This window comes from Streptomyces sp. NPDC058773, assembly GCF_042746015.1.
Taxonomy (GTDB): domain Bacteria; phylum Actinomycetota; class Actinomycetes; order Streptomycetales; family Streptomycetaceae; genus Streptomyces.
Map to the genome: position 1 here is coordinate 61,015 of NZ_JBHYPE010000023.1, position 25,114 is coordinate 86,128.

The window sequence follows — 25,114 nt, forward strand, 5'->3', positions numbered from 1 at the left end:
GTGTTCAGGCTTCCTGTCGGGGGCCGGTGGCTGACGGGGGGACGGCGGTTCCGGAGTACTCCCGGCTGATGGCGTCGGCGGTGCGGCGGACCAGCGGGAGCAGCCGGAGGAGTTCGTCGGCGCTGACGACGACATTCGGCGCGGAGACGGACATGGCGGCGACCAGGCGGCCGTCGGCGCCGCGGACGGGGGCCGCGACGCAGTTGATGGACTCCTCGTGGCCACCGAGGTCGGTGGCCCAGCCCTGTTCGCGGACGGTGGCCAGTTCGGCGAGGAACGCCGTGGCGTCAGGGGTTGAACGGGGCGTGTAGCGGGGGTAGTCGAGCTTCTCGGCGAGGGCGCGGCGCTCGGGTTCGGGAAGGTCGGCGAGGAGCAGCTTGGCGACCGCGGCGACGGTGATGGCGACGGGTTTGCCGATCCGGGAGTACATCCGGACCGGGTAGCGGCTCTCGACCTTGTCGATGTAGAGGACCTCGTTCTCCTCGTGGACCGCGAGGTGGACGGTGTGTCCGCACTTCTCGTTGAGTTCGACGAGGTGGGGGTGGGCGATCTCGCGTACGTCGAGGCTCTCGACGGCCTGCTGGGCGAGGGCGAAGAGCCGGGCGCCGAGGCGGTAGCGCTGGTCGGACTGCCGGTAGACGAAGCCGTGTTCGTGGAGGGTGCGCAGCAGCCGCAGGGCGGTGGACTTGTGGACGCCGAGCCGGTCGGCGACCTGGCCCAGGTCGGCGGGCCCCTCGGCGAGCAGCGGCAGGATGCTCAGCGCCCGGTCGACGGTCTGACTCATGCCGGAACCTCGCTTCGCTCGCTCATGCGGGTGCCTCGCTTCGTTCTGTCCCGTCGTCAGCCGGGGCACACCTCGCGGGGGTTCTCTCGCGTCGCTCGTTCACTGAGTGGTTACCTCCTCATGGGCCCTGCGGCCGGATGCGTCGGCGTCGGTCCAGCCGGGAGCGAGGTGCAGTCTCTCCCAGGCCGGGTCCTCCAGGGCGGCCAGGCGGTCGGCGTACGGCCGGCCCGGCGGGGTGGCGAGGTCGCCGGGGACGGTGAGGGCGGCGGCGGCCCAGAGATGGCCGTGCCGGAGCCGGGCGCGGTCGGGCAGACCGCGCAGGATGGCGGAGAGGAAGCCGGCGGCGAAGGCGTCGCCGGCTCCGGTGGCCGCCACCAGGTCGACGTCGAGGGCGGGGACGAAGGTGGTGGTGGCGGAGGCGTCGCGGCGGTCGTCCGGCTCCCCCGTACGAGGGAAGTCCGTGGCGTCGTCGCGGTGGACGAAGCCGGCGCTGCCGGTGGGCTCGTCGCGGCGGCCCCCCGGCTCCCCCGTACGCCGGAACACGGTGGCCCCCGTCCTGCCCTGCTTGACGACCAGGGTGTGCGGCTCCGGCAGCGCCCGGCTGATGGCTTGCGGGCCGTGCAGGCCCCAGGCGTCCCGGGCCTCGTCCTCGCCCACGAACACCAGGTCCGCGCCGCGCGCGAGGTCGAGCAGCACCCGTGCCCGCGCGGCGTCCGGCCACAGCCCCGGGCGGTGGTTGACGTCGAAGGAGAGGAGCGGGCGCCCGGGGCGGCGGGTGGTCAGCTCCCGCAGCAGGGCGAGGCAGTCCGCGGACAGCGCCGCCGTGATACCGGACAGATGCAGGATGCGGCCGGCGCGGAGGGCGGCCGGGTCCACATCGGCCGCCGTCATGGCGGAGGCGGCGGAACCGGCGCGGTAGTAGGCGACTTCATGGCCGTCGGTGGCGCGGTCGCCGGCGGTGCGGAAGTAGACGCCGGTGGGGCGCTGCGGGTCGCGCCGGACGTGGCGGACGTCGACGCCGCAGCCGGCGATGGCGTCAAGGAGGTGGTCGCCGAAGCCGTCGGCGCCGACCCGGGAGATCCAGCGGGTGGTGTGACCGGCGCGGGCGAGGGTGCAGGCGACGTTGGACTCGGCGCCGCCGATGGCGCGGTCGAAGGAAGGGACATCGGCGAGCCGCCCGGGATGACGCGGCAGGAAGGTGACCATGGACTCACCGAGGCAGACGACATCGACGTCCGGGACGGGCGCGCCGTCCGGACCGGTGGTGCCGCCGGCGTCCGAGGGCTGGATCACGATCGGTTCCGCTCCTTCGCTGCGGGGCGTGCCGGGCCGGGAACCGCGTGGTGATCCGGCCGTTTCCCGCCGCGTATCCCACCATTGACCGGGCAATGCAGCGGATGTTAGACAGCGGTTAGCGATACGCGCAATGAGCGTTGCAGATAGCGCAACACGATCTTCTGAGGAGGCCCCATGGCCGGCGAGCGGCTCGCGCAGGGACTCAAGGGACTCGCGGACGAACGGGTCGACCACCGCTTCAAGGGCCTCCCCCCGGACGCCGAGGGACGGACCGTCGGCGAGCTCGCCGCCGAGCGCCGCAACCTCTTCGACGGTGGCTTCACCACCCCGGTCCTCGCCCTCTCCGCCGAATCGGTCGAGCACAACCTCGCCCTGATGGAGACCTACGCCGACCGGCACGGCCTCGCCTTCGCCCCGCACGGCAAGACCTGTATGGCCCCGCAGCTCTTCGCCCGCCAACTGGAGCACGGCGCCTGGGGCATCACCGCCGCCGTCCCCCACCAGGTCCGCGTCTACCGCGCGTACGGCATCCAGAAGATCTTCCTCGCCAACCAGGTCGTGGACCCGTCCGCGCTGCGCTGGCTCGCCGCCGAGCTGGCCGGCGACCCGGACTTCCACCTCATCTGTTACGTCGACTCGCTGCGCGGCATCGAGCTGATGGACCGCACCCTGCGGGAGGCCGGCGCCACCCGCCCGGTGGACGTGGTCATCGAGCTGTGCGCCGGGGAGGGCGCCCGTACCGGCGTCCGCACCGAGACCGAGTGCCTGGAACTCGCCGACGCCATCGCGGGGGTGGACACCCTGCGCCTGGTGGGCGTCGCGGGCTACGAGGGCGAGGTGCCCGAGGCGACCCCGGAGCGGGTGACCGCCTATCTGCGCCGACTGGTCGCGCTGGCTGTGGAGTTCGACAAGGCGGGCCGGTTCGCCGACCTCGACCAGATCGTGGTCAGCGCCGGCGGCAGCGCCTGGTTCGACTCGGTCGCCGAGGTCTTCGCGGACCTCCCCGGGCTGTCGGCCCCCGTGCTCAAGCTGCTGCGCTCGGGCGCGTATGTCTCGCACGACGACGCCCACTACCGCCGGCTCACCCCGTTCAACCGCATCCCGGAGGAGGGCGCGCTGCACCCGGCCTTCCGCCTCTGGGCACAGGTCGTCTCCCGCCCCACGCCCGAGCAGGCGTTCCTCAACGCGGGCAAGCGCGACGCGGCGCACGACCTGGATCTGCCGCAGGCCCAGGTCGTACGGTCCGGCCGGGACGGCAGCGAGCGGCCGGCGGACGGCCTGACCGTCACCAAGCTGTCCGACCAGCACGCCTGGATCGCCACCGAGCGGGCCGGCGACCTGGAGGTCGGCGACTGGGTCGGCCTCGGGCTGTCGCACCCCTGCACCATCTTCGACAAGTGGCAGCTGATCCCGCTCGTCGAACAGGACGGCACGGTCACGGACTTCATCCGGACCTTCTTCTAGGACCTGCCCGGCGGGGCCGCCCCCGGCCCCGCCGGCTCCCCGGGCCGGAGTTCCGCTCCGCCCCCGGACGCCGGCGGTGCGCGCCGATCCCCCGCGGCGCGCGCCGCCGGCCCCATGTCCCCGAGGACCGAGGACCGAGGCTCCACGGCACCGAGAGAGGCAGACCCGTCATGGACACCGTGTTCCGCGACGTACGCGTCATCGACGGGTCCGGCGGCCCGTCCTTCCCTGCCGATGTCGCCCTGGCCGGCGGCCGGATCGCCGAGATCCACCGCGCGTCGGACGGCGGGCGACGGCCGGGCGCCGCCCGCGTGGTGGAGGGCCACGGCCTCGTCCTCTGCCCCGGCTTCATCGATATGCACGCGCACAGCGACCTGGCGCTGCTGCGGGACCCCGGGCACGAGGCGAAGGCCGCCCAGGGCGTCACCCTCGAAGTCCTCGGCCAGGACGGCCTGTCGTACGCACCGGTCGACGACCGCACCCTCGCCGAGGTCCGCGCCCAGATCACCGGCTGGAACGGCGGCGCGCCCGGCGACACCTCCGTCGACTTCAGCTGGCGCACCGTCGGCGGCTACCTCGACCGCCTCGACCACGGCTTCGACGGCCGTGGCATCGCCGTCAACGCCGCCTACCTCGTCCCGCAGGGCACCGTACGGATGCTCACCCTCGGCTGGGAGGACCGCGCGGCCACCCCCGAAGAACTGGCCCGGATGCAGCAGCTGGTCGCCGAGGGCATGGAGGAGGGCGCGGTCGGGATGTCGTCCGGGCTGACCTACACCCCCGGCATGTACGCCTCCGACGCCGAACTGACCGCACTCTGCCGGGTGGTGGCCCGCTACGGCGGCTACTACTGCCCGCACCACCGCTCCTACGGCGCCGGCGCCCTCCAGGCCTACGAGGAGATGCTGGCCCTCACCCGCGAGGCCGGCTGTGCGCTCCATCTGGCGCACGCCACCATGAACTTCGGCGTCAACGAGGGCCGCGCGCCCGAGCTGCTCGCCCTCCTGGACGACGCGCTGGACGCCGGCGCTGACCTCACCCTGGACACCTATCCGTACACCCCCGGCTGTACGACCCTGGTCGCCATGCTGCCGAGCTGGGCGAGCGAGGGCGGACCCGGGGTGATTCTGGCCCGCCTCCGGGACGACGCCGAGGCCGCCCGTATCCGGCACGTCATGGAGGTGGAGGGGGCCGACGGCTGTCATGGGGTGCCCATCGACTGGGACACCATCGAGATCTCCGGGGTCTCGCACCCCGAACTTGCGGACCACGTCGGCAAGACCGTCGCCCGCACTGCCGCCGAGCGCGGTGAGGAGCCCTGGCAGACCGCCCGCCGGCTGCTGGTCGAGGACCGGCTGGGCTCGACGATCCTCCAGCACGTCGGCCACGAGGACAACGTCCGCCGGATCATGCGCCACCGGGTGCACACCGGCGGCAGCGACGGCATCCTCCAGGGCGACAAGCCGCATCCGCGCGCGTACGGCACCTTCCCCCAGTACCTCGGCAGGTACGTCCGCGAGCTGGGGGTGCTGTCGCTGGAGGAGTGCGTGGCACACCTGACGGGCCGCCCGGCCGCCCGGCTGCGGCTCCCCGACCGCGGTCTGGTGCGCGAGGGCCACCGTGCCGACCTGGTCCTCTTCGACCCGGACACGGTCGCCGCGGGCTCCACCTTCGAGTCCCCGCGCACTCTGCCCACCGGCATCCCGCACGTCCTGATCGACGGCCGGTTCGTGATGGAGGACGGGCGGCGGACGGACGTCCTGGCGGGGCGGGCGGTACGGCGGGCGGGCTCGGGTCGGGGTTGAGGTCAGCCGGGCCAGGGGTCGAGGTCAGCCGGGCGAGGGCAGGTCCCCTTCGGCCACGCGCAGGACCAGCCGCTCGATCTCGGCACCGCTGCTCGTCAGGTGGGCCCCCAACTGCTGGGTCAGGGTGACCCGTTCCGGGGTGACCCGGCCCGCGTAGAAGGCGACCGGGCCGGTGAAGCGGCCCTCGCTCCGCAGCCGTCCGATGTGCTCCAGGCCCTCCCGCGGATTGGTTCCCCGGGCGATATCGGAGACGATCAAGGTCGGCCGCTCGACGGCGAGGGCGGCGTCCGCGGCCGCCGAGTCCTCGGCGATCCGCACCACGGCGCCCGCCGCCCGGAAGGCGTTGACCAGCGTCTCGTTGTTCCGTGGATGGTCGTCCACCCACAGGATGTGCACCCCGCGCAGCACCGCGTCCGGCTCCCGTTGCACCGCGGTCCCGGGCGGTGACTCCGTGGCGTACGGGCGCGGTGGGCACGCCTGGAGGTACGGCGCGGGCTCCGGCTCCACCGGGGCCGGGAGCGCGGCTCCCTCGCGCAGCCGGCGCAGCAGCTCCTCGGAGCGGGGCAGCGCCACCAGACCGTCGATCAGCGAGGTGAACTCCTGGTCGGTCACCATCTCCGGGAAGCCGCTGGGGAGATGGCGCTCCAGCCGGCTGAGCGTCTCGGTGCCGGCGGCCCCGGTCTGTTCCGGCAGGTCGTGTTCGCGGAGAAAGCGGTTGACGCGGGGCAGCTCGGCCGGGGGGACCGCTTCCGGTGACCGCAGCAGCCGGCGCACCTGCTGGTAGCCGCGGAACTCGGCGATCACATCGCCCGCGGCGGGCCCCTGCGCACCGGCCACCATCCGGTAGAAGTCGGGGTAGAAGTACTGCAGCAGCAAGGTCCGGACGACCGCCTCGGGCGGGAAGTCCTCCCACATCGGATTGAGCGTCGCCTCCAGCACGAAGCCGTTCACCAGCCGCTTGATGCGGCGCGGATTACGGGCCGAGCGCTCCGCGAGCAGGGTGGTCAGCCGCTCGTCGAGGAGCTGGTCGATCCCGACGGCGCGGGCGCACCGGTCGATGTACTCCCGGACACCCTGCTGGTCCGCGACCGGGATGCGGTAGCTGGTCTGGAAGATCTTTTCCATGAACGCCGAGGCGGCGGGCGACAGATCGCGCAACAGCCCGTTGGGCGCCAGCGCCGACCGGTCGCAGCCGATGACGAACGCCAGCCCCGGTACGTCCAGATAGACCTTCACCGCTTCGCAGACGGCGAGCACCGTCTCCTCGGAGCAGCGGTCGAGGTCGTCGATGAAGACGACCAGCAGGCGGCGCGGCCGGAATGCAGCGGTCTCCGACCACTCCTGCACCAGCGCGCCGATGGCCTCGCGCATCTCGTTGCGGGCCTGGGAGTTGACGGACAGCGTGCGCCACAGCTCGTCGACCAGTCCGGCCACCCCGAGCGGCCCGGCGGCAACCGTCGTCACGGCCCGGACGGCCCGCAGCAGCGCCCGCCGCTCGGAGACCCGCTGGAGTCCGCGCCGCAGCACCCGCCGGTCGAACCGCATCAGTACGGATTTGATCAGCCCCTCCAGCGCGTCGGCGCCGGTCGAGGTCCAGGCGTTGTACCAGACGGTGTGCACCTCGGGGGCGGCCGCCAGCTCCGCGTCGACCAGCCGCATCAGGCTGCTCTTGCCCATGCCCCACCCGGCGTCGACGGCGAGCGTGAAAGGGGTGGCATTCCGGGAGGCGACCAGGAGCCCGGCGAGCCGGCGGGCGGCCCGGCCGGCGCCGAGCAGATCCGCGCCGGGCTCGTGCACCGGTTCGTCGTTGAGCAGCGCGAAGGGGCGGTGCGACGGGGGTGCGTCCGGCGGGGGCACGGCCTGCGACGGTACGGCCGGGGGTAACGGTGCCGAGGGGGACATGTGCCGGAGCGTAGCGGCGCGGGCACCGGTCCGAGGGGGGCTCCGCGGAATCGGCATCACCGCCTCCGTCACCAGGCGTGAGGAAGTCCACACCGTCCGCCGACGAACGTGGGGAAAAACACCGGGCGGCCGCCGAAACACGCCCGTAAGGTGGCGACATGCAGGTGATCCAGTCAACGAAGCTCGCCAACGTCTGCTACGAGATCCGTGGCCCGGTTCTTGAGGAGGCGATGCGGCTGGAGGCTGCCGGTCACCGCATTCTCAAGCTCAACACCGGCAACCCGGCGGCGTTCGGCTTCGAGTGCCCGCCCGAGATCCTGGAGGACATCCTCCGCACGGTCGGGACGGCACACGGCTACGGGGACGCCAAGGGCCTGCTCTCCGCCCGCCGCGCGGTGATGCAGCACTACCAGACGCAGGGCATCGACCTCTCCGTCGACGACATCTACCTGGGCAACGGCGTCTCCGAGCTGATCCAGATGTCGATGCAGGCGCTGCTGGACGACGGCGACGAGGTGCTGGTCCCGGCCCCGGACTACCCGCTGTGGACGGCCTCCGTCTCGCTGTCCGGCGGCACCGCCGTGCACTACCGCTGCGACGAGCAGGCCGACTGGATGCCGGACCTCGCCGACATCGAGCGCAAGGTCACCGACCGCACCAAGGCCATCGTCGTCATCAACCCCAACAACCCCACGGGTGCGGTCTACGACGACGAGCTGCTGCGCGGTATCGCGGAGATCGCCCGCCGGCACAACCTGATCGTCTGCGCCGACGAGATCTACGACAAGATCCTCTACGACGGCGTCACCCACACCCCGTTCGCCTCGCTCGCCCCCGACCTGCTGACTTTGACGTTCAACGGGCTGTCGAAGTCGTACCGGGTGGCGGGCTACCGCAGCGGCTGGATGGCGGTCTGCGGCCCGAAGGCGCACGCCGCCTCGTACATCGAGGGGCTGACGATCCTCGCCAACATGCGGCTGTGCGCCAACATGCCGGCGCAGCACGCGGTCGCCACCGCCCTCGGCGGGCGGCAGTCGATCAACGAGCTGGTGCTGCCCGGCGGCCGGCTGCTGGAGCAGCGCGACACGGCGTACGAGCTGCTGACGCAGATCCCGGGCGTCAGCTGCGTCAAGCCGAAGGGCGCGCTGTACGCCTTCCCGCGGCTGGACCCCACGGTCTACAAGGTCAAGGACGACCGGCAGATGGTGCTGGACCTGCTGCGCGCCGAGAAGATCATGATCGTGCACGGCACCGGCTTCAACTGGCCGGAGCCCGATCACTTCCGCCTGGTCACGCTGCCCAGCAAGGACGATCTGGCGGATGCGGTCACCCGGATCGGCTCCTTCCTCGACGGCTACGGACAGTACTGACCCGGAGCAATTTTCTGTACAAGCCACAACTTTAGACAGCGTCTAAGCTAGGCTGGTCTCCTGAACGTGGTCAGGAGGCCGTCCCATGTACGAACCGATCCGCACCAAGTCGGTCCACACCATGGCCGCCGCCCCGGAAATTCCGCACCGCTCGCGCGAGCAGGAGCTGGACATCCGGCTCGCCGGACAGCTCACCGCGCTGCTCACCGTCACCGATGAGCTGCATGCGCTGGCGACCCGGGCGGACGGCGCTGCGGACCAGGACACCGGGCCGGACGGTGCCGCGCTGGACGGTGCCGCCCTGGCCGCCGCTGCCGAGCGCATCGCCGAGCAGGTGGCGCGGCTGAGCGGCGGCCACTATCCGCTGCGCGCCGAGCCCACCGAGGGTGGCACCCCGGCCCGCACAGACGCGCTCCAGCAGCGCGCCCACACCCTCGCCGGGAACGCCCTGGCGGTCGCCACCACCCGCGCCGACACCGCGGTGATGGAGCTGGCCGGGGAGCGGATGGCGGCACATGCCGCACCGCTCCGGGACCTCGCCACGGCGTGAGCCCTGGGCCGGGCGGGGCCCGGCCTCGGGCCACCGGGGCGGGCCACCGGGGCGAGCGCCTCACTCCACCGGCCCAGCCGGCCGCCCGGCACTTCGGAGCGCCCGCCGTCGCGGACAGCGACGGGCCGGGGCCCCGCACGTCAAGTGCGGGGCCCCGGCCCGTGTCCGATGCGGGTGCTCAGCCGAGCCGCTGGACCAGTGCGCGGTACTCGTCCCACAGCTCCTTCGGCGTGTGGTCACCGAAGGTGTTGAGGTGCTCGGGGATCAGCGCCGCCTCCTCGCGCCACACGTCCTTGTCGACGGTGAGCAGGAAGTCGAGGTCGGCGTCGTCGAGGCCGAGGCCCGTGGTGTCCAGCGACTCCTTCGTGGGCAGCACGCCGATGGGGGTCTCGACGCCCTCGGCCTTGCCGTCCAGCCGCTCGACGATCCACTTGAGCACCCGGCCGTTCTCGCCGAAGCCCGGCCACACGAAGCGGCCCTTGTCGTCCTTGCGGAACCAGTTGACGTAGTAGATCTTCGGCAGCTTGGACTGGCGTCCTTCCCGCGCGGCGTCGCTGCCCACCTTGACCCAATGCCCCATGTAGTCGCCCATGTTGTAACCACAGAACGGCAGCATGGCGAACGGGTCCCGGCGCAGCTCGCCGACCTTGCCCTCGGCCGCGGCGGTCTTCTCGCTGGCGACGTTGGCGCCGAGGAAGACGCCGTGCTGCCAGGTCAGCGACTCGGTCACCAGCGGCACGGCGCTGGCGCGGCGGCCACCGAAGAGGATCGCCGAGATCGGCACGCCCTTGGGGTCCTCCCACTCCGGCGCGATGATCGGGCACTGGCCGGCCGGGACGGTGAAGCGGGCGTTGGGGTGGGCGGCCGGCGTCTCGGACTCCGGGGTCCAGTCGTTGCCCTTCCAGTCGGTCAGATGGGCGGGCTTCTCCTCGGTCATGCCCTCCCACCAGACATCGCCGTCGTCGGTGAGCGCGACGTTGGTGAAGACGGAGTTGCCCCACATCGTCTTCATGGCGTTGGCGTTGGTGTGCTCGCCGGTGCCGGGCGCCACTCCGAAGAAGCCGGCCTCGGGGTTGATCGCGTAGAGGCGGCCGTCCTCACCGAAGCGCATCCAGGCGATGTCGTCGCCGATGGTCTCGACGGTCCAGCCGGAGATCGTCGGCTCCAGCATCGCGAGGTTGGTCTTGCCGCAGGCGCTCGGGAAGGCCGCGGCGACGTACTTGGACTCGCCCTGCGGCGGGGTGAGTTTGAGGATCAGCATGTGCTCGGCGAGCCAGCCCTCGTCGCGCGCCATGACGGAGGCGATCCGCAGCGCGTAGCACTTCTTGCCGAGCAGGGCGTTGCCGCCGTAGCCGGAGCCGTAGGACCAGATCTCCCGGTCCTCGGGGAAGTGCGAGATGTACTTGGTGGTGTTGCACGGCCACGGCACATCGGCCTCACCCTCGGCCAGGGGCGCACCGAGGGTGTGCACCGCCTTGACGAAGAAGCCGTCCTCACCGAGCTCGTCCAGGACCGCCTGCCCCATGCGCGTCATCGTGCGCATCGAGACGGCGACGTAGGCGGAGTCGGTGATCTCCACGCCGATCGCGGAGAGCGGGGAGCCGAGCGGACCCATGCAGAACGGGACCACGTACATCGTCCTGCCGCGCATCGAACCGCGGAAGATGCCCTGTTCGCCGGCGAAGATCTCCCGCATTTCGGCGGGGTCCTTCCAGTGGTTCGTCGGGCCGGCGTCCTCCTCCTTCTGGGAGCAGATGAAGGTGCGGTCCTCGACCCGCGCGACGTCCGAGGGGTCGGAGGCCGCGTAGTACGAGTTGGGTCGCTTGATCGGGTCGAGCTTCTTGAACGTGCCCTTGTCGACGAGCTCCTCACACAGACGCTCGTACTCCGCCTCCGAGCCGTCACACCAGACGACCCGGTCGGGCTGGGTGAGCGCCGCGATCTCGTCGACCCAGGAGATGAGCTCCTGGTGACGGGTCGGATGGGCAGAGGGAGCCGCGTTGTCGCGCGCCACGATCGCTCCTAGATGAGGGTATGGACAGATTTATGCCCGGTTTTGCCGGGAAAATCCGCTTCTTTAGATGTCTGCCCCTTGGGGGCCGCGACCCGGATGCTTCGTGACCGCTCATCCGGTGCCGACCGCACTCATTTGATCATCCGACCGATGTGGTGTTCTGTCCAGAGGGCGACTTCGTGACCGTCACCACTCCGCCACCGATCTGTAACTTACGGTCGCGTAGGTAGCATTGCGCCATGACTTCCGCGCCCGACGCCGCCGAGAGCCAGCACCCCTCCGCGCCGCCCGCGATCGCGGCCGTCGCCGCCGTGGCCGCCCCCCTGAAGCCCAGACTCCGCGGCTGGCTGCACGCCGGGATGTTCCCCGCCGCCCTCCTCTCCGGCGTCCTGCTCACCGCGCTCGCCGACAGCCCCCGCGGCCGCCTGGCCTGCGCCATCTACACCCTGACCGCCTGCCTGCTCTTCGGCGTCAGCGCGCTTTACCACCGCGGCAATTGGGGCCCGCGGACCGACGGCGTCCTGCGCCGGCTGGATCACGCCAATATCTTTCTGATCATCGCCGGCACCTATACGCCGCTGACGATGCTGCTGGTGCCCGGCTCCCGCGGTGAGGCCCTGCTCTGGGCGGTCTGGGCGGCCGCACTGGCCGGCATCCTCTTCCGGGTCTTCTGGGTCGGCGCCCCCCGCTGGCTCTACACCCCCTGCTACATCGCCATGGGCTGGGCCGCCGTCTTCTTCCTGCCCGACTTCCTGCGCACCGGCGGCGTCGCCGTCCTCGTCCTGGTCATCGTCGGCGGCCTGCTCTACAGTGCCGGCGGCGTCATCTACGGCCTCAAGCGCCCCAACCCCTCACCCCGCTGGTTCGGCTTCCACGAGGTCTTCCACTCCTTCACCCTGGCCGCCTTCGTCGTCCACTACGTCGGCATCTCCCTGGTGGCCTACACCCACGCCTGAGCCCCGCCCCGGCCCGAGCGGCCACGCCCTGACCTCCCCCGCGCCCCCTGGCCGCGGCCCCTCCGGCCGCGGCCGTTTGCGGTTTTCGGACCTTCATCGCGGATTCCCCCAACCCCTGTGCGTCACTTAACGTAACGATGCCCGTGACTCAGAGTGATACACGTGGGTGGCGGGGCGAAATGATCGGAGGGTGACCCCCCACTTCTTTCGGGGGTTCCGGTGCCCGGCCCGGCCGGGCACCTGCCTCGCCCCTGCCTCGCCGGGCAGCGCCGCTGACCGTCGCGCTTTCCGCCAACCCCCGTACGGGCGCCGGGCGCGCAGCGAGCCCGGCCGTGGCCTCCGGGGCGTCCGATGGCTGACAATGCTGCGCATGGTCTCCGCACGTACCTCTGCCAGCACGCCGCCCGGGACGCCGAAGCTCGGGCTGCGGGAGCGGAAGAAGATCCAGACCCGGCAGGCGATCCGCCGGGCCGCCTACCGGCTCTTCGAAGCGCAGGGGTACGACGCGACCCCCATCGACCAGATCGCCGAGGCGGCCGATGTCTCGCCGAGCACGGTCTTCCGCTACTTCCCGACCAAGGAAGACATCGTGCTCACGGACGAGTACGACACCGTGCTGGCGACCGGGCTGCGGGCCCGTCCCACGGATGAGCCGATGGTCGAGTCGATGCGGCGGGTCACGGTCGAGGCGCTGCGCGAGATCACCGCCGCGGACCGCGGGGAACTCGTCCAGCGCATCCGGCTGGTCCGTGAAGTACCCGCCATCCGGGGCCGTACGGCGGAGAACATCGCCCGGGACACGGCGCTGATCAGCGCGGTGCTGGCGGAGCGCACCGGCCGTCCGGCCGGGGATCTGGAGCTGCGGGTGATCAGCGCCGCGATTCTGGCCGCCCTCCAGGAGGCGATGCTGAGCTGGGTCGAGGGGGGCCAGAGCGCCGAGCTGGAGACGCTGATCGACCAGACGATGGATGTGCTGGCGCGGGGGCTCACGCTCTGAGGACGGGAGTGTCCGGGGCCGGGATGACTCGGACCGGTGACTCCCGCCCGCCCGGCGGCCGACCGCACTCCCCCCTCAGCGGTCCTCGCTCCGCCCGGCCCCGTTGAGTATCTGCTCGATTCCGGCCGCCCCTTGGAGCAGGGCTTCGTCCGCGCCGAAGCCGCCGATGAGCTGGAGTCCGAGCGGCAGTCCGTTGGTGTCGTGGCCCGCGGGCAGGCTGACGGACGGCAGCCCGGCGTTGCTCCACGGCAGGCACATGACCGAACTGCCGGTGGTGGTGAGACCGGCGGGCGCGGGGCCGGTGGCCGACGGGGCGATCCACAGGTCGATTCCGGCCGCGGCGCGGTCGGCCGCGAGCCGTTCGCGGAAGGCGTTGCGCCGTATGCGGGCCGCCTCGTAGGCGCCGTCCCCGATCGGCCGGCCCTCCAGGACGGCGGCCGTGGTCTCCTGGCGGTAGCGGTCGCCGAAGCGGTCGAACCAGTGCCGGTGCGCTCGGGCCACTTCGTAGCGGTTCATCGTGAACAGCTGCGCCACGATCTCCTCGAAGTCGGCCATCACCGGCACCTCGTGGACGGCATACCCGGCGCCCCGCAGCCGTCCCCGCTGCTCCTCGAAGGCGCGCAGCGCGGCGTCGTCGGCGCGCTCCAGGTAGGGGCCGACCGGGACGCCGAGCACCGGGAGCGACCCGCGCCCCGGCAGGGCCCCTCCCGGCGCGTTCCGAGCGGATTCGTCCCGGGGGTGCACCCCTTGCCACCCGTCGGCCACCACCGACGCCGCCAGGGCGACACCCGCCACATCCGTGGCGTAGCAGCCGAGGGTGTCGAAACTCGCGGCGTTGGGGATCACGCCGGCGACCGGAATCCGTCCGTAGCTGGGCTTGAAACCGACCACTCCGCAGTACGCGGCGGGCCGGATCATCGAGCCCACGGTCTGCGTCCCGATGGCCAGCGGCACCATCCCGGCGGCGACGGCGGCCGCCGAACCACTGCTCGAACCGCCGGGCGTATGCGCGGGGTTGTGCGGATTACGGGTCGGGCCAGGCGCCGTGACCGCGAACTCCGCGGTCACGGTCTTGCCCGCGATCAGCGCACCGGCGGCGCACAGCCGGTCGACGACGGTGGCCTGCCGGCCGCCGAGCACCTCGGGCGGCAGCGCCGAGCCCGCGCGGGTGGGCAGCCCGTCGACCCGCACGATGTCCTTGATGCCCACGGGGACGCCATGGAGCGCGGGCCGGCCGACGGCATCCCGGGCGGAGGCGGCCGCCCGCCGGGCCGCCTCCAGGAGCCGCGCCCGCCGCCCCTCCTCCGGAACGAAGGCGCGCACTTCCGGATCGACGGCATCGATCCGGTCGCACGTGCGGGTGACCGCGTCGACGGGGTCGTCCGTGCCGTCCCGCAGCGCCGCGGCTTCCTGAACGAGGGATCGCTTCCCCAGCAAGGTCGTCACTCCGTGAGGCTACAACCGGCCTCCGACAGGGGGATGTTGGCGCGCGTCCGGCGCGACGCACCGGCCCCCGGCTCCCGCGCCCGGCTCCCCCGGTCTCACAACTCCACGAGTACGGCGCCCAGATGGCGGCCCTCGGTCAGCTCGCGCAGTGCCCGCGGCGCCTGTTCGATGCCGTGCAGCCGGGTGTGCGGAAAGGTGAGGGTGCCGTTGCGCAGCCCCTCGCCGAACCGCCGGTTCCACTCCGGGATCACGTCCAGGTGGTCGTACAGGGCGACACCGCGCAGGGTGATGCTGCGGGCGAGCAGCGCGAGGGTGTCGATCTCGACCGTGGGGGCCGTGCCGTCTTTGGCCAGCTGGCTGGACAGCGCTCCCACGAGGGCGAGCCGGGCGCCCCGGTTGGCGACGGCGATGGCGGCCCGCAGCTGTTCGCCGCCCACGTTGTCGAAGAGCGCGTCGATGCCCTCCGGGGCCACCGCCCGCAACTGCTCCTCGACGGGGCCGCCGCCGCGGATCACCACCGCGTCATAACCGAGCTCCCTGACCAGCCGGTCCGCCTTCTCCCGCGATCCCGTGCTGCCGATGACCCGGGCGGCGCCGTGCAACCGGGCGATCTGGCCGGCCAGGGAGCCCACGCCGCCCGCCGCCCCGGTGACGAAGACCGTGTCCCCGGGGCGCACTTCGGCGCCGTGCACCACGCCCATCCAGGCGGTGGGCCCCTGGGAGAGGTAGGCGGCCGGGTCGGGCATCAGGGCGGGGTCGCGCCGGTGGACCCCGTCGGCGTCCAGCAGGGCGTATTCGCGCCAGCCGAGATGGTGCTCCACCAGGTCGCCGGGGGTGAAGCCGGTCCCCGGGGCGGCGACCACCTCGCCGAGTACGGGACCGCTCAGCGGCTCGCCGAGCCCGAAGGAGGGCATCGGCACGGCGCTGGTCTCGTCCATCAGCGTGCGCATCACGGCGGCGACGGCCATCACGGTGTTGCGTACCAGCACCTGGCCGGGGCCGGGTTCCGGGACCGGCGCCGCCACGATCTCGAAGAGATCATCGGTGACCGGCCCCTGAGGGCGGGCGGCCAGGCGGACTTCGCGGTGTGTGCGGTGTGTCATGCACCGAGGCTAGAACTTGACGCGCACCTCAAGGGCAAGCACGTATGCCGGGCCCCGGGACCGGGCTACGGCTACGGGAGCCGATGCATGCCCGGTGCCCGGTGCCCCTGGGACGGCCGTCACACCGGGCGTCCCAGGGGCCGGTGGGTTCATCCCCCGAGCCGCTCCGTCAGCTCCTCCGGCTCGGTCGTCGGCCGCTCGCAGGTGAAGTGGCGGCAGACGTAGGCGGCCGGCCGGCCGTCGACCAGGGGGCGGTCCTGGAGGAGCGGTACCTCGTCGGCCCCGGGGGCGCCCAGCGCGACGACCGCCCCGGGGGCGGTGCCGAGCAGCGCGGCACGGTGCAGCGCCGCGGTGGCCGGATCGCCCTGCGGCCCGACGACCGCGACCTCGCGCGGACCGTCCAGCGCGGCCTCGGCGACGGCCAGGCCCCACCCGATGAAGCGTGGGGCCCGGCCGGCCAGAGCGGTGACGATGCCCAGCGCCCGCTCCGCGGCGTCCCGGTGGAGGCCGCTGCCGGTGACCGCCGCATACGAGAGCAGGGCACCGGCCGCCGCGGTCCACCCGGAGGGCGTCGCATTGTCGGTCGGGTCCTGGGGGCGGCGGATCAGCGCCTCGGCGTCGGCGGCGGTGTCGTAGAGCGCGCCGTCCTCGGTGGTGAACTGGAGCAGCACGGTGTCCAGGAAGAAGCCCGCGAACTCCACCCAGACGCCCTCCCCGGTGACCGAGGCCAGGGCGAGGAAGCCCTCCGCGACATCCGCGTAGTCCTCCAGGACACCGGTGTTGGCGCCGGGGGTGCCGTCACGGGAGGTGCGGTGCAGCCGGGCCCGCCCGTCCATGTGGACACGGACCAGCAGGTCGGCGGCGTCGATGGCGGCCTGGACCAGGTCCGGCCGGTCGAAGTAGGCACCGGTCTCGGCGAGCGCGGCGATGGCAAGGCCGTTCCAGGAGGCAACGACCTTGTCGTCGCGGCCGGGGCGCGGCCGCTCGTCCCGCGCCGCGAGCAGCCGCCGCTTGACGGAGGCCACCCGTTCGGCGTCCACCAGCTCGTCGCCGTCCGGGAGTTGGAGGACCGAGGCGCCCTCCTCGAACGTGCCCTCCTCGGTGACGCCGAAGCAGCCGGCGGCGAACTCCGCGTCCTCGTCGCCCAGTACGGCGCGCAGCTGTTCCGGCGTCCACACGTAGTGGGCGCCCTCGACGTGCTTACCGGTGCCGTCGTCGCTGTCCGCGTCCAGTGCGGAGGCGAAGCCGCCCTGGTCGGTTCGGAGTTCGCGGACCATGAAGTCGGCGGTCTCCAGGGCGATCCGGCGGGCCTGCTCCGCGCCGGTGGCCCGCCACAGATGGGCGTAGGTCCGGCACAGCAGCGCGTTGTCGTACAGCATCTTCTCGAAGTGCGGCACGGTCCAGGTGGTGTCCACCGCGTAGCGCGAAAAACCGCCGCCGAGCTGGTCGTAGATGCCGCCGCGGGCCATCGCCGCGCAGGTCGCCTGCACCATTTCCAGGGCCGCGGTGGCGCCGGTGCGCGCGTGGTGGCGGAGCAGGAATTCCAGCACCATGGGCGGCGGGAACTTCGGGGCGCCGCCGAATCCGCCGTGCACCGCGTCGAATTCCCGGGTCAGGCCCATCAGCGCACCGTGCAGCTCCTCCGGGCGCGGCGGCCGCCGGTCCGCGGGCAGCGACGCGGTCAGCGAGCGCCCGGCGAGGTCGGCGACGATCCGGCCGGCCACCTCACCGACCTCGTCACGGCGGTCGGCCCAGGCGGTACGCACCCCCTCCAGGATCTGTCCGAAGGACGGCATGCCGTGGCGGGGCTCGGGCGGAAAGTACGTACCGAAGTAGAAGGGCTCCGCGTCCGGCGTGAGGAACACCGTCATGGGCCAGCCGCCCTGACCGGTGGCGGCCTGCACTGCCTCCATGTAAACGGCGTCGACGTCCGGCCGCTCCTCACGGTCGACCTTGACGGCCACGAAGTGCTCGTTGAGCACCGCGGCGGTGTCCGCGTCCTCGAAGCTCTCGTGCGCCATGACGTGGCACCAGTGGCACGAGCTGTAGCCGACACTGAGCAGCACCGGTACCCCGCGCCGGCGGGCCTCCTCGAACGCCTCGGCGGACCAGGGCCACCAGTCGACGGGGTTGCCGGCATGCTGGAGCAGGTAGGGCGACTGCGAGTGAGCCAGTCGATTCATGACGGCATCGTCGCACGTCCGAGACCGTCCCACCCAGCAATCGGGCCGCACACGGAGCAGGAAGTTGCGCATGCCGCCTATCCGACGAACCTCTGCCTACACCTTCTGACGAGCCGGATCCGATTAGATCCATGTCGAACTGCGAGGCGAGCCTTCGGCCGCACAGCCCCCCGGCAGAAGGGGCCCGCTTGCACCTGCCGGGCGGCCGCCGACCCGCCAGACGTCGGCGCGGAGCACGGTCAGCGCTTCTTGATCCCGCAACACCACCATCCCTGACGCCCACCAGCAGCGACACCGGGGAGCAGCTGCTTGCACGGGGTACCGCATCAGATCCGACGCAACCACACCACCGGAGAACTCGCCTACTACCGCTGCCATTTCACCGTGCCGGGTCCGTTGAACACCCTGGTCAAGACGACCGGCTCCAGGTGGCACGGGAGGAGACCTTCGAGACCGAGAAGGGCCTGGCCGGACTCGATGAACACCAGGTTCGCCGCTACCCGTCCTGGAGCCGCTGGGTCACCCTCGCCATGCTGGCTCACACCTTCCTTGCCGTCGTCCGCGCCGACGAACGTACGCGCCACGCCGGACCGGGCGACCTGGTCCCGCTGACCTGCAACGAGATCCAGCACCTGTTCCTCGCCCTCGCCACGACATAGCCCACCGGCTCGACTGGTCCGACTGGCGACGCCGCCACCAGGCACGACCACAATCCAGCTATTACCGGCGGCAAGCCGCGATCCAGAAATGAAGATCGCGACCTGTAGCCGGGTACTAAACGGACGAGATTTCGCCTTGAGGAACTGTTCGCCCAGTTGAGAGCGTCTGACCACCTGACACCGAACTACCGGGGGCGTGTTTCGCGTGGGTGTGGTGCTGCCTGACTGGGCGGATGAGCTGCTGGACTTGATCGGCGTCTCATGGCCGAATGTGGACGAGGACGACTACCGCGAGATGGCCAACGCCATGCGGGAGTTCGCCGACGACATCGACGAGGGCGCGAACGAGGCGCACACCGCGATCCAGAGCCTGGTGGGTTCGGCCGGCGGTTCGGTGGCCGTGGAGGCGTTGAACGCCCATTGGGGCAAGATCAACGGCAAGCACCTGAAGGGCCTTGCCGAGTGCGGCCGGATGGCGGGCACGGCCATGGACGGCGTGGCAGTGCTCATCGAGGGTGCGAAGATCGGCGCCCTGGTGCAGCTGGGGATTCTGGCGGCGGAGGTGATCGCCGCACAGGCGGCGGCACCGTTCACGCTGGGGCTGTCCGAGCTGGGGGCGATGGGGGCGACTCAGGCGACCCGGGTGATCCTCAAGCGGCTGTTCAAGGAGGTGTGCCAGCAGGTCGCCGAGCAGATCGTCAGTATTGCGCTGACCCCGGTGGAGGAGGCGCTGGGGGCGATGGTCGGGGATCTCGTCGTCCAGCTGGGCGCCAATGCGCTGGGTGTTCAGGACGGGGTGGACCTGGGCCATACGGCGAAGGCGGGCAAGGACGGCTTCACCCAGGGTGTGCAGAACGCCAAGGATTCCGCGAAGCCGGCCAACGGCGTCTCGATGGGCCTGCTGAGTGCTGGTGGCGGCTCCGGCAGCGGAGGCGGGGGGAGCGGATTCCGCTTCGACCAGGGTGAGCACGATGGCGTGGTGGCCGGGCTGGAGAGGGCGGGCGGCACCTTCCGCAACAAGGCCGGCGGCAAGCTGGGCCGGGCCCGCGGCCATCATGGCCGGACCCGCGGCAAGGACGCCATCGCCGATGCGGCGAACGTCATGCTGGACAAGGTCATGGACGGCATCGAGGACGCCGTCAAGAAGACCGCCAAGCACATGGACGACGGCATGGCCCGCGGCGTCAAGCAGATGGCCAAGAACCATCACGACAACGACCGAGCGCTCTCCGACCATTTCACCGGACTCGGCAAGATTGGCAAGAAGGATCCGAAATCACCCAACGACGGCGCCCGCACATCGTTGAACTCGAGTGTCAAGGACAGAAACAACTCGCGTGACCAGTTGGGCCGGAACCACCCCAATAACAACACGCGCACCGATAAGGCCATCAATGGCTGCGGTGATCCCGTGGATGTCGCTACTGGCCGAGTGTTTCTCGGGGGCAGTGACGTCACACTCTTCGGGAAGCTACCGCTGGAACTCACCCGGAAGTTCGAGTCTTCCTACCGAGTAGGCCGACATTTGGGGCCTTCCTGGGCTTCCACGCTTGACCAGCGACTGGAGCTGGATGACCAGGGCGTCGTCTTCGTCACCGACGACGGCATGCTCCTGAGCTACGACATTCCTGAACCCGGACAACACGCCCTACCCCAACACGGCCCTCGCTGGACTCTGACGCGTACTCCGCGCGAAGACTGGGCGGTGCACGACCCGGATACCGGCCTTACCCGCTACTTCTCGGACGCACCCCAAGCTGCAGGCCTGGCACTACTCGACGAGGTCACGGACCGCAACGGCAACCACATCACTTTTGACTACGACGACACGACTGGTGCGCCGCTCAGCGTTCGTCACTCTTGTGGCTACCAGCTGAGGTTGTCCAGCAACGAACGTGGCCAGGTGTCGGCGGTACACCTGGCCGGGGTTGCCGAGGACGGCTCGGACCTCTTGCTCGTCGCGTACGAGCATGACGCGCACGGCAACCTCACGTCGGTGACCGGATCCTGCGGCACTCCTACGCGCTTCGAGTACGGCGACTTCCACCGCATGACGGCGTGGACGGACACAAACGGCAGCCGGTACGAGTACACCTACGACCAGGACAGTCGCTGTACCGCTCAGGGAGGGCTCGATGGGCACCTTAGCTACCGCTACAGCTACAGCACCCCTGACCCCGACACCGGGCACCGCACCACTCAAGCCACCAATTCATTGGGGCAGACCACCCGGTACCTGGTCAACGAGCGTCTGCAAGTCATAGCTGAGACCGATCCGGCTGGCGCGACGCGTCGCACCACCTACAACGCCCTCGACAGAGTCACGTCCACCACTGACCCCCTCGGTCGCACCACTATCTACGAATATGACGACCAGGGACACCTCCTGACCGTCACACAGCCGGACGGCACTGCCGCGTATATGGAGTATGACGAACTCGGACTCCCCTGCGTGATCACCGATGCCGCCGGAGCCACCTGGCGTCAGAAACACGATGACCGTGGAAACCGCCTCGCTTTCACCGACGGGTGCGGAGCCACCACCCGCTACACCCGCGACAACCGCGGCAACCTTGTCTCCATCACCGACCCGACGGGCAGTGCCGTTCACGCCTCCTGGAATGCGGCGGGACTTCCCCTGACCGTCGTCGACGCTGCCGGAAATGCGACCCTACGAAGCTATGACGGCTTCGGCCGTGTCGTGGAGACGACCGAAGCCACGGGAGAAACGACACGGTATTCATGGACGCTGGAAGGCCTGCCCGCCAGCTGTGAACACCCAGACGGGACCGAGGAGTCCTGGACCTACGACGGTGAAGGAAACTGCCTCAGTCACACCGATACAGCCGGCCACATAACTCACTTCGAATACAGCCATTTCGACCAGCTCGTGGCACGGACCGATGCAGACGGGGCCCGCTACGAGTTCGCCCACGACACCGAGCTCCGTCTGCAAAAAGTGACAAATCCTCAGGGACTGACCTGGGTCTACCAATATGACGCAACAGGACGGCTGGTAGCCGAGACGGACTTCGATCAACGGACCCAGACCTACGCCTACGCCCCGGACGGTGAGCTGATCGCCCGCACCACAGCGCTGGGCGAAACGATTACCTACACCCATGACGCATTCGGTCGCCTTGCCGAAAAGCACGTCGGGAACGAGATCACCAGCTACGAATACAACGCCGTCGGTCACCTGATGTCCGTATCGAACGATGATGCGGTGTTGGAGTTCGCACGTGACGCGCTTGGACGCGTCACCGTCGAATCCGTCAACGGCCGAAAGCTGACCTCTGTCTACGATGCCAACGGCCGCCGGACCAGACGAACGACACCAAGCGGCGCCGTCAGTGTCTGGACCTACAACAGTGCCGGCGCCCCTGTCTCCCTCACAGCTTCCGGCAACAGCATCACGTTCCAGCACGACGCTTCCGGCCGCGAAACGGAGCGGCGAATGGGCCAATCCGTCAGCATGTCGACCGCGTGGGACAGCGTCGGACGCCTGGCAGAGCAAGCGTTGAGCACACCGCAGCACAGACACTCCCGCCGGTACAACTACCACCCCGACGGACATCTCTTCTCCGTGCACGATCAGTCGGCCGGCGAACGACAGTACAGCGTGGATGCCGCCGGCCGCGTCACCTCTGTCCGTGCGGACAACTGGACGGAGTCGTACGCCTATGACTCTGCCGGCAACCAGGTTCACGCCACATGGCCCACGAGGCACCCCGGCTCCGCTGCACAAGGCCCCCGCAGTTACGAGGGCACACGCCTTACCGACGCCGGTCGCTTCCGCTACGAGTACGACCCTCAAGGCAGGGTTGTCCTGCGCCAGAAAACCCGCCTGTCCCGGAAACCGGACACCTGGCACTACGAATGGGATGCAGAGGACCGCCTCACCCAGGTCACCACGCCGGACGGAACGGTCTGGCGTTACCGTTACGACCCTCTCGGGCGCCGCATAGCCAAGGAGAGGATGGCCCCGGACGGAAATGGCCACGTCGAGCGAGTCGACTTCACATGGGACGGCTACACCCTCGTCGAGCAGACAGCCACTTCGTCTGTCCAACCCCACGCAGTGACACTCACCTGGGACTACCAAGGCACTCGTCTTCTGGCGCAAACCGAGCGCAAGTCCCTTGCTCATGCACCGCAGCAAGAAATCGACCATCGCTTCTACGCAATCATCACCGATCTCATCGGCACGCCCACGGAACTGGTAGCCCCTTCCGGCGATGTCGCATGGCGCACACGGTCCACTCTGTGGGGATCGACTACCTGGAACGCGGAAGCCACCGCCTATACCCCCCTACGATTCCCCGGCCAGTATTTCGATGCCGAAACAGGATTCCATTACAACTATTTTCGCCACTATGATCCCGAGACGGCCCGCTACACAAGCCCTGACCCTCTCGGTCTCGACCCGGCACCCAACCCCACCACTTACGTAAACAACCCGCACACCTCTTCCGACCCGATGGGCCTTGCGCCCTGCATGCAATCACTGGAGGATATGGCGGCAAAGATTAACAATGTGATCACGAACCCTAGATCCCGCAAGGCGCAGACGGTTGCCGCTATCCACGTTGAGACGCCACACGGGCCTGTGATCGTCGTGGCAGGCACAAGTAAATCAAAGCTGACGCCAGCTCAGCGGAAGCTGGCAGAAGAGCTAGGCGCTTTCCCGCTGCCCAATGAGCACTACCTCCCACCCACAGACAAGGGGGTAAGGGGTGGGCACTCGGAACAGAATATTCTGCACTTCCTCAATAGAATGGGCAGCGACTGGAGCCCCACCCACGGAGCAGCCAGCAGAAGTGTCTGTACGGACATATGCTATCCAGTGGTCCGTGCGGGCGGAGCACTCATGCACGGACCGGTACATGAGGAAGACGTAGGGCACCAGGGAAGATCGACGAAACAGCGGCACTTCTACTGGCCTGGCCGTCACACCCCACAGTAGGCCCCGTCACCGTCGACGCATCGAACACACCTGGAAGCCACCCCCGGAAGGCGAGCAAATCCGTGGCACACACGACCATTACCGCAGAGCTAACTGCCCAGGCCACCTGCCGCGGCATCGAGGAAGCGATCGGCTGCGAGGACGGCTGGCAAGTCCGCGACGGAGCCCACTGGCTGGTATCTCGCGAAGACACCCGCATCGTGACGCGACGTATCGACGCGAGCCGAAATAGCCTTTTCAGCCAACAGCGAGCATGGAACTCTCCCTGCCCTGGCGTACGCGGATACGCTTCGCCTGCACGAGACGGTCTCCTTTTCTGCGGATCGGAAAGCCTTACTGCCCTGGGTGTCGACGGCAGAGTTCTCTGGACCCATCGGCACAGTGCTTGGCAGGATGATCTGGCTCAAGCCGCGTGCGCATTGACTCCCTCAGGTCAACATGTTGTCGCCACCATGCGAGGCCCTCTCAGGGATGGAGAATATGCAGGAGATGCGTGTGTGGCTCTTGACGCTTCCACCGGTCAACTCGTAGCGCAGACCATCCTTACGGCGTCATCAGCCGGATACATGCTTCAACAGCTCGCGAGCGCTTCCGGGCCGCTTCTGCTTTCCGCAGCGCAAGGGGAGGATGACTACCTCTCTCTGTTGGTCACCCTCGACGGCGAGAGTCTGACCGCAACGCCCTGCGGAACTTTCGACGACCCGTTCACGGGGAGTTCAAACAGCAGCGGAAGCTTGCTCAAGCTGTCGCTCGGAGGGGAATCACTCACTCGCTGGGATGTCACCCCCACGGGAAGCTACACAGAGGTGGCAGAGGTCAAGCCGGATGCACTCCCAATCTCCGGCCAACAGTTCGTCCTGCGCCCCGGTTACATCGACGACAACAAGATTATTGCGGCAGCTGCGGAAAAGGACGACTGGGCGCCAGAGCGGTCCACGCACTTCCTTCTCGACGCCCACTCACTGCGCGTCCGCGGAGAAATCTCCTACCCGTTTCCCGTATCGCCGGACCCTGTCGCGCTTGGCGATGGAACTTGGCTTACCGCAACGGGGGACGAGGTCTTCAGGTGGCAAGTCGCGACACCGTGAGGGCCCGTTAGCCGACAGCCCTTACTACTCCAGCTGTAGATCGTGATCTTCATGTCGGGGATGGGGCTTGCCGCCGGTGGTGACGGGTGCGTTTGATGGTGCTGGTGGCGGCGCCAGTCGGACCAGGCAAGCCGGTGGGCCGTGTCACGGATGGGCCGGACGACGAGCGCGATGAACAGGCGGCAGATCTCATTGCAGGACAGCGGGATCAGGTCGTCCGGCGTGGGTCGGTGCGCGTGTTCGTCGGCAGGGACGACGGCGAGGAGGCTTGGGCCAACATCGCAAGGTGACCCAGCGGACCCACGAGGGGTAGCGGCGGACCTGGTGCTCGTCGAGTCCGGCCAGTCCCTTTTAGCCGATACCGGCATCGTCGCACGCCGAGGCCGGACCGGGACAACTCCGGCCTTCGGTGGCGCCGGGTTTCCAAGGAGCGGAACGATCATTGCCACGTGGGTGTCCGCTGATTATGTTGTCCTCCGACCAGGGTCTGTCCGGCGTGTCAGGCTGGACTCGGTCACCTGTGACGACCGG

The 25,114-nt window shown here is 69.9% G+C and carries 15 protein-coding genes and 2 pseudogenes; 9 read left to right on the plus strand and 8 right to left on the minus strand.

Annotation, left to right across the window (positions count from 1 at the left end):
• Window positions 1–4: 4 nt before the first annotated feature.
• Together ACFW5B_RS20775 and ACFW5B_RS20780 are read right to left on the minus strand one after the other, a co-directional pair.
• A complete protein-coding gene (locus tag ACFW5B_RS20775; protein ID WP_386441365.1) occupies window positions 5–784 on the minus strand; it encodes an IclR family transcriptional regulator in 780 nt (259 codons plus the stop codon).
• 99 nt (window positions 785–883) lie between these two features.
• Window positions 884–1,990 (minus strand): sugar kinase, encoded by a 1,107-nt coding sequence (locus ACFW5B_RS20780; protein WP_386441507.1) that lies wholly within the window; start codon window positions 1,988–1,990, stop codon window positions 884–886.
• A 264-nt stretch (window positions 1,991–2,254) separates the two neighbouring features.
• Between ACFW5B_RS20780 and ACFW5B_RS20785 the strand changes: the two genes are divergently transcribed.
• Window positions 2,255–3,544, plus strand: coding sequence for an amino acid deaminase (locus ACFW5B_RS20785; protein WP_386441367.1), 1,290 nt, complete (start codon window positions 2,255–2,257; stop codon window positions 3,542–3,544).
• Window positions 3,545–3,714: 170 nt separating this feature from the next.
• On the plus strand, window positions 3,715–5,349 hold the full coding sequence (locus ACFW5B_RS20790) for an amidohydrolase family protein (RefSeq protein ID WP_386441371.1): 1,635 nt from the start codon (window positions 3,715–3,717) through the stop codon (window positions 5,347–5,349).
• Window positions 5,350–5,373: 24 nt separating this feature from the next.
• On the opposite strand, the gene ACFW5B_RS20795 is transcribed toward ACFW5B_RS20790, so the two are convergent.
• Window positions 5,374–7,251, minus strand: coding sequence for a P-loop NTPase fold protein (locus ACFW5B_RS20795; protein WP_386441373.1), 1,878 nt, complete (start codon window positions 7,249–7,251; stop codon window positions 5,374–5,376).
• Window positions 7,252–7,409: 158 nt separating this feature from the next.
• On the opposite strand from ACFW5B_RS20795, the gene ACFW5B_RS20800 reads away from it, so the two are divergent.
• Window positions 7,410–8,621, plus strand: a complete 1,212-nt coding sequence (locus ACFW5B_RS20800) for a pyridoxal phosphate-dependent aminotransferase (protein WP_386441376.1) — start codon at window positions 7,410–7,412, stop codon at window positions 8,619–8,621.
• An 85-nt stretch (window positions 8,622–8,706) separates the two neighbouring features.
• Entirely contained in the window at window positions 8,707–9,171 is a 465-nt protein-coding gene (locus ACFW5B_RS20805; protein WP_386441379.1) for a hypothetical protein, read from the plus strand.
• A 178-nt stretch (window positions 9,172–9,349) separates the two neighbouring features.
• On the opposite strand, the gene ACFW5B_RS20810 is transcribed toward ACFW5B_RS20805, so the two are convergent.
• A complete protein-coding gene (locus ACFW5B_RS20810) occupies window positions 9,350–11,185 on the minus strand; it encodes a phosphoenolpyruvate carboxykinase (GTP) (protein ID WP_386441382.1) in 1,836 nt (611 codons plus the stop codon).
• Between the two features lie 239 nt (window positions 11,186–11,424).
• On the opposite strand from ACFW5B_RS20810, the gene ACFW5B_RS20815 reads away from it, so the two are divergent.
• Together ACFW5B_RS20815 and ACFW5B_RS20820 are read left to right on the plus strand one after the other, a co-directional pair.
• On the plus strand, window positions 11,425–12,141 hold the full coding sequence (locus tag ACFW5B_RS20815) for a hemolysin III family protein (protein ID WP_386441385.1): 717 nt from the start codon (window positions 11,425–11,427) through the stop codon (window positions 12,139–12,141).
• A 370-nt stretch (window positions 12,142–12,511) separates the two neighbouring features.
• The gene (locus ACFW5B_RS20820; RefSeq protein WP_386441388.1) at window positions 12,512–13,138 is read left to right on the plus strand and encodes a TetR/AcrR family transcriptional regulator; all 627 of its coding nucleotides are present in this window, start codon (window positions 12,512–12,514) and stop codon (window positions 13,136–13,138) included.
• A 75-nt stretch (window positions 13,139–13,213) separates the two neighbouring features.
• Here the strand turns inward: ACFW5B_RS20820 and ACFW5B_RS20825 are convergent, their stop codons facing one another.
• From ACFW5B_RS20825 to ACFW5B_RS20835, 3 genes are all read right to left on the minus strand, one after another.
• Window positions 13,214–14,584: an amidase gene (locus ACFW5B_RS20825; protein WP_386441391.1), complete on the minus strand. Its 1,371-nt coding sequence runs from the start codon at window positions 14,582–14,584 to the stop codon at window positions 13,214–13,216.
• Window positions 14,585–14,679: 95 nt separating this feature from the next.
• Window positions 14,680–15,687, minus strand: coding sequence for a zinc-binding dehydrogenase (locus ACFW5B_RS20830; RefSeq protein ID WP_386441394.1), 1,008 nt, complete (start codon window positions 15,685–15,687; stop codon window positions 14,680–14,682).
• A 149-nt stretch (window positions 15,688–15,836) separates the two neighbouring features.
• Complete coding sequence (locus ACFW5B_RS20835; protein ID WP_386441397.1) at window positions 15,837–17,870, minus strand: thioredoxin domain-containing protein; 2,034 nt, start codon at window positions 17,868–17,870, stop codon at window positions 15,837–15,839.
• Window positions 17,871–18,200: 330 nt separating this feature from the next.
• Between ACFW5B_RS20835 and ACFW5B_RS20840 the strand changes: the two are divergent.
• From ACFW5B_RS20840 to ACFW5B_RS20850, 3 genes and pseudogenes are all read left to right on the plus strand, one after another.
• Window positions 18,201–18,621, plus strand: a pseudogene (locus tag ACFW5B_RS20840) (IS701 family transposase); the annotation flags it as partial.
• Between the two features lie 113 nt (window positions 18,622–18,734).
• Window positions 18,735–23,495 (plus strand): RHS repeat-associated core domain-containing protein, encoded by a 4,761-nt coding sequence (locus ACFW5B_RS20845; protein ID WP_386441401.1) that lies wholly within the window; start codon window positions 18,735–18,737, stop codon window positions 23,493–23,495.
• Window positions 23,496–23,992: 497 nt separating this feature from the next.
• Window positions 23,993–24,583, plus strand: a complete 591-nt coding sequence (locus ACFW5B_RS20850) for a hypothetical protein (protein WP_386441404.1) — start codon at window positions 23,993–23,995, stop codon at window positions 24,581–24,583.
• 49 nt (window positions 24,584–24,632) lie between these two features.
• Here ACFW5B_RS20850 and ACFW5B_RS20855 read toward each other — a convergent pair.
• A pseudogene (locus tag ACFW5B_RS20855) lies at window positions 24,633–24,934 on the minus strand (IS701 family transposase); the annotation flags it as partial.
• Between the last annotated feature and the right edge of the window lie 180 nt (window positions 24,935–25,114).